Source organism: Streptomyces sp. NPDC029138, assembly GCF_055564375.1.
The window spans coordinates 1-5482 of the sequence record NZ_JBVHWM010000134.1 but is presented as its reverse complement, the minus strand read 5'-3'; the positions used below and the strand labels follow the sequence as shown (position 1 = coordinate 5482).

Annotated in this window: 4 protein-coding genes and 1 pseudogene; all 5 read left to right on the top strand. The window is 68.9% G+C overall.

Features of this window, described 5'->3' with window-relative positions; translation table 11 throughout:
* Positions 1 to 79 precede the first annotated feature (79 nt).
* Positions 80 to 736: pseudogene (locus tag ACZ4WH_RS43775) on the top strand (F0F1 ATP synthase subunit delta); the annotation flags it as partial.
* A 153-nt stretch (positions 737 to 889) separates the two neighbouring features.
* Entirely contained in the window at positions 890 to 2482 is a 1593-nt protein-coding gene (gene atpA, locus ACZ4WH_RS43770; RefSeq protein ID WP_468191904.1) for a F0F1 ATP synthase subunit alpha, read from the top strand.
* 21 nt (positions 2483 to 2503) lie between these two features.
* Entirely contained in the window at positions 2504 to 3421 is a 918-nt protein-coding gene (locus ACZ4WH_RS43765; protein WP_468191901.1) for a F0F1 ATP synthase subunit gamma, read from the top strand.
* Positions 3422 to 4858 carry a F0F1 ATP synthase subunit beta gene (atpD, locus tag ACZ4WH_RS43760; protein WP_468191897.1) on the top strand — a complete coding sequence of 479 codons (1437 nt, stop codon included), beginning with the start codon at positions 3422 to 3424 and terminating at the stop codon, positions 4856 to 4858.
* 118 nt (positions 4859 to 4976) lie between these two features.
* Positions 4977 to 5351, top strand: a complete 375-nt coding sequence (locus ACZ4WH_RS43755; protein WP_468191891.1) for a F0F1 ATP synthase subunit epsilon — start codon at positions 4977 to 4979, stop codon at positions 5349 to 5351.
* The last annotated feature ends 131 nt before the right edge of the window (positions 5352 to 5482 follow it).

Here is a 5482-nt window from a genome sequence, read left to right as displayed (position 1 = left end):
CAAGACCTCCGCCGGCATCTTACCCCCCCCCCCCCCCCCCCCCCCCCCCCCCCCCCCCCCCCCCCCCCCCCCCCCCCCCCCCCCCCAGCCCGGGGAGGCGAAGGCGCAGCTGGTCCAGCGCCTGATCGGCGGCCAGGTCAGCGGCACCGCCGTCGACCTGGTGTCCGGGCTGGCCCGGTCCCGCTGGTCGCAGCCCCGCGACCTGGTGGACGCGCTGGAGGAGCTGGCGGGCATCGCCGACCTCACGGCCGCGGAGAAGACGGGCACCCTCGACGACGTCGAGGACGAGCTGTTCCGGTTCGGCCGGATCGTCTCCTCCAGCACCGAGCTGCGCGCCGCGCTCACCGACCGTGCCGCCGGCACCTCGGCTAAGACCGAGCTGCTGCACCGGCTTCTGGGCGGACGGGCCAAGCCGGCCACCGAGCGGCTGGTGACGCGCCTCGCTACCGCGCCGCGTGGACGTAGCCTGGAGACGGGACTGGAGTCCCTGTCCAAGCTCGCCGCCGACCGCCGGAACCGCATGGTCGCCGTCGTCACCTCGGCGGTGCCGCTGAGCGACGGACAGCGTGAGCGCCTCGGCGCCGCCCTGACCAAGCTCTACGGGCGTCGGATGCACCTCAACCTCGACGTCGATCCCGAGGTCGTCGGCGGGATCCGGGTGCAGGTCGGTGACGAGGTCATCAACGGCTCGATCGCGGACCGGCTGGACGAGGCCGCCCGCCGCATGGCGAGCTAGCAGCAGCAACTCGATATTTCGATCCTTCGAGAACATTCGAGAAAAGCAGTACGTACTTACGGCCCTGGTTGGGCCGTGCAGAGGATTCCTGGGGGTCGCCCCCAGACCCCCAAAGTGAAACTTCGGGCCCAACAAGGAGAGCAGGGAACCCAGATGGCGGAGCTCACGATCCGGCCGGAGGAGATCCGGGACGCGCTGGAGAACTTCGTCCAGTCGTACAAGCCGGACGCGGCCTCGCGCGAGGAGGTCGGTACGGTCACCGTCGCCGGCGACGGCATTGCCAAGATCGAGGGTCTGCCCTCGGCCATGGCGAACGAGCTGCTGAAGTTCGAGGACGGCTCCCTCGGCCTCGCGCTGAACCTGGAAGAGCGCGAGATCGGTGCGGTCGTCCTGGGCGAGTTCAGCGGCATCGAGGAGGGTCAGCCGGTCACGCGCACCGGTGAGGTCCTCTCCGTCGCGGTCGGCGAGGGCTACCTCGGCCGTGTCGTCGACCCGCTCGGCAACCCGATCGACGGCCTCGGCGAGATCGAGACCGACGGCCGCCGCGCCCTCGAGCTGCAGGCCCCCACGGTCATGCAGCGCAAGTCGGTGCACGAGCCGATGGAGACGGGCTACAAGGCCGTCGACGCGATGACCCCGATCGGCCGTGGTCAGCGTCAGCTGATCATCGGTGACCGCCAGACCGGCAAGACCGCCCTGGCCGTCGACACGATCATCAACCAGCGCGACAACTGGCGCTCGGGCGACCCGAAGAAGCAGGTCCGCTGCATCTACGTCGCCATCGGCCAGAAGGGCTCCACCATCGCCGGCGTGCGCCGCGCGCTGGAGGAGAACGGCGCCCTGGAGTACACGACCATCGTCGCCGCCCCGGCGTCCGACCCGGCCGGCTTCAAGTACCTGGCGCCGTACACCGGTTCGGCCATCGGCCAGCACTGGATGTACCAGGGCAAGCACGTCCTGATCATCTTCGACGACCTGTCGAAGCAGGCCGACGCCTACCGTGCCGTGTCGCTGCTGCTGCGCCGCCCGCCGGGCCGTGAGGCCTACCCGGGTGACGTCTTCTACCTGCACTCCCGGCTGCTGGAGCGCTGCGCCAAGCTCTCCGACGACATGGGTGCCGGTTCGATGACCGGTCTGCCGATCGTCGAGACCAAGGCCAACGACGTGTCGGCGTTCATCCCGACCAACGTCATCTCCATCACCGACGGCCAGTGCTTCCTGGAGTCGGACCTGTTCAACGCCGGTCAGCGTCCCGCGCTGAACGTCGGTATCTCCGTCTCCCGAGTCGGTGGTTCCGCGCAGCACAAGGCGATGCGCCAGGTCTCCGGCCGCCTCCGTGTGGACCTCGCCCAGTTCCGTGAGCTGGAGGCGTTCGCCGCCTTCGGTTCCGACCTGGACGCGGCCTCCAAGGCCCAGCTGGAGCGCGGTCAGCGCATGGTCGAGCTGCTGAAGCAGGACCAGTACCAGCCGATGGCCACCGAGGACCAGGTCGTCTCCGTCTGGGCCGGCACCAACGGCCGTATGGACGACGTGCCGGTCGTCGACGTCCGCCGCTTCGAGAAGGAACTGCTGGACTTCCTGCACCGGAAGCACCAGGGCCTGCTCACCTCCATCCGCGAGGGCGCCAAGATGTCGGACGACACGATCCAGGCGATCGACGACGCCGTGGCGGAGTTCAAGAAGCAGTTCGAGACGAGCGACGGCAAGCTGCTCGGCGAGGACGTTCCTGCCGCTGCCGCCAAGTGACGTAAGGAAGGGACCTGACTCATGGGAGCCCAGCTCCGGGTCTACAAGCGTCGCATCCGATCCGTCAGCGCGACCAAGAAGATCACCAAGGCGATGGAGATGATCGCCGCCTCGCGCGTCGTCAAGGCGCAGCGCAAGGTGGCGGCCTCCACGCCGTACGCGACCGAGCTGACGCGCGCGGTCACGGCGGTCGGTACGGGGTCGAACACCAAGCACCCGCTCACCACGGAGGCGGAGAACCCGACCCGTGCCGCGGTCCTGCTCCTCACGAGCGACCGCGGTCTCGCCGGCGCCTTCAACTCCAACGCCATCAAGGCGGCGGAGCAGCTGACCGAGCGCCTGGAGCGCGAGGGCAAGCAGGTCGACACGTACATCGTCGGCCGGCGCGGTGTGGCCCACTACAACTTCCGTGAGCGCAAGATCGCGGAGTCGTGGAGCGGCTTCACCGACGAGCCGACGTACGCGGACGCCAAGAAGGTGGCGGCGCCGCTGATCGAGGCCATCGAGAAGGAGACGGCCGAGGGTGGTGTGGACGAACTCCACATCGTCTTCACCGAGTTCGTCTCGATGATGACGCAGACGGCGCTCGACGCCCGGCTGCTGCCGCTGCGCCTCGAAGAGGTCGCCGAGGAGGCTCACGCGAAGGGCGAGATCCTCCCGCTGTACGACTTCGAGCCCTCGGCTGAGGACGTCCTCGACGCCCTGCTGCCGCGCTACGTGGAGAGCCGCATCTACAACGCGCTGCTCCAGTCGGCCGCTTCGAAGCACGCCGCCACGCGGCGCGCGATGAAGTCGGCCACCGACAACGCGGGCGAGCTGATCAACACGCTCTCCCGTCTTGCCAACGCGGCCCGCCAGGCCGAAATCACCCAGGAAATCAGCGAGATCGTCGGTGGCGCGAGCGCCCTGGCCGACGCGACCGCGGGGAGTGACCGATAAATGACCACCACTGTTGAGACCGCGACGGCTACGGGCCGCGTCGCCCGGGTCATCGGCCCGGTCGTCGACGTGGAGTTCCCCGTCGACGCGATGCCGGACATCTACCAGGCCCTGCACGTCGAGGTGGCCGACCCGGCCAACGCCGGCGAGAAGAAGACGCTGACCCTGGAGGTCGCCCAGCACCTGGGTGACGGCCTGGTCCGCACCATCTCCATGCAGCCGACCGACGGTCTGGTCCGCCAGGCCCCGGTCGTCGACACCGGCGCGCCGATCTCGGTGCCGGTCGGCGACTTCACCAAGGGCAAGGTGTTCAACACCCTCGGTGAGGTGCTGAACGTCGACGAGACCTACGACGGCGAGCGCTGGCCGATCCACCGCAAGGCCCCGAACTTCGACGAGCTCGAGTCGAAGACCGAGATGTTCGAGACCGGCGTCAAGGTCATCGACCTGCTGACCCCGTACGTCAAGGGCGGCAAGATCGGTCTGTTCGGCGGCGCCGGCGTCGGCAAGACGGTGCTCATCCAGGAGATGATCTACCGTGTCGCCAACAACCACGACGGTGTCTCCGTGTTCGCCGGTGTCGGTGAGCGCACCCGTGAGGGCAACGACCTGATCGAGGAGATGTCCGACTCGGGCGTCATCGACAAGACCGCGCTGGTCTTCGGTCAGATGGACGAGCCCCCGGGCACCCGTCTGCGCGTCGCGCTGGCCGGCCTGACCATGGCCGAGTACTTCCGTGACGTCCAGAAGCAGGACGTGCTGTTCTTCATCGACAACATCTTCCGCTTCACGCAGGCCGGTTCCGAGGTCTCCACGCTGCTCGGCCGTATGCCGTCCGCGGTGGGTTACCAGCCGAACCTGGCCGACGAGATGGGCCTCCTCCAGGAGCGCATCACCTCGACCCGCGGTCACTCGATCACCTCGATGCAGGCGATCTACGTCCCCGCCGACGACCTGACCGACCCGGCCCCGGCCACCACCTTCGCCCACCTCGACGCGACGACGGTTCTGTCCCGTCCGATCTCGGAGAAGGGCATCTACCCGGCCGTGGACCCGCTGGACTCCACGTCCCGGATTCTGGACCCGCGCTACATCTCGCAGGACCACTACAACGCGGCCATGCGCGTGAAGACGATCCTCCAGAAGTACAAGGACCTCCAGGACATCATCGCGATCCTCGGTATCGACGAGCTGGGCGAGGAGGACAAGCTCGTCGTCCACCGTGCCCGTCGTGTGGAGCGCTTCCTGTCCCAGAACACCCACGTCGCCAAGCAGTTCACCGGCGTGGACGGCTCGGACGTGCCGCTCGACGAGTCGATCGCCGCGTTCAACGCGATCTGCGACGGCGAGTACGACCACTTCCCGGAGCAGGCGTTCTTCATGTGCGGTGGTCTCGAGGACCTGAAGAAGAACGCGAAGGAGCTGGGCGTCTCCTGACTGAGGCACTCGCCTGAGTCGTGAGGGGGCGGGGTGCGTCCCGCCCCCTTACTCACGCCCACTAGAATTGACCCCAACACCCGGCGCCCCTGCCGGGTGGTGACCCGAGGAGCCACCCTTGGCTGCTGAGCTGCACGTCGAGCTGGTCGCCGCCGACCGCCAGGTCTGGTCCGGCGAGGCCACCCTGGTCGTCGCGCGCACCACGTCCGGCGACATCGGCGTCATGCCCGGTCACCAGCCGCTGCTCGGTGTGCTGGAGTCGGGCCCGGTGACCATCCGTACGAGTGACAGTGGAACGGTCGTCGCCGCGGTGCACGGCGGTTTCATCTCGTTCGCGGACAACAAGCTGTCCCTGCTGGCCGAGATCGCCGAGCTGTCGGACGAGATCGATGTCCAGCGCACGGAGCGGGAACTGGAGCGTGCGAAGGCGGAGGGCGACGCCGTCGCCGAGCGCCGCGCGGACGTCCGACTGCGTGCTGCGACGGCGCGCTAGACCCTGCGCGCCGTGCGTTGACGATACTCAGCCGGGGGGGGGGGGGGGGGGGGGGGGGGGGGGGGGGGGGGGGGGGGGGGGGGGGGGGGGGGTGGGGTTGGTGCTGTGCGCGAAAGGAGGGGGGGGGGGTA

Excerpts from the sequence above, each read along its gene's own strand:
- atpA (WP_468191904.1), top strand. The coding sequence starts at position 890 with ATGGCGGAGCTCACGATCCGGCCGGAGGAGATCCGGGACGCGCTGGAG.
- atpD (WP_468191897.1), top strand. The coding sequence starts at position 3,422 with ATGACCACCACTGTTGAGACCGCGACGGCTACGGGCCGCGTCGCCCGG.
- ACZ4WH_RS43765 (WP_468191901.1), top strand. The coding sequence starts at position 2,504 with ATGGGAGCCCAGCTCCGGGTCTACAAGCGTCGCATCCGATCCGTCAGC.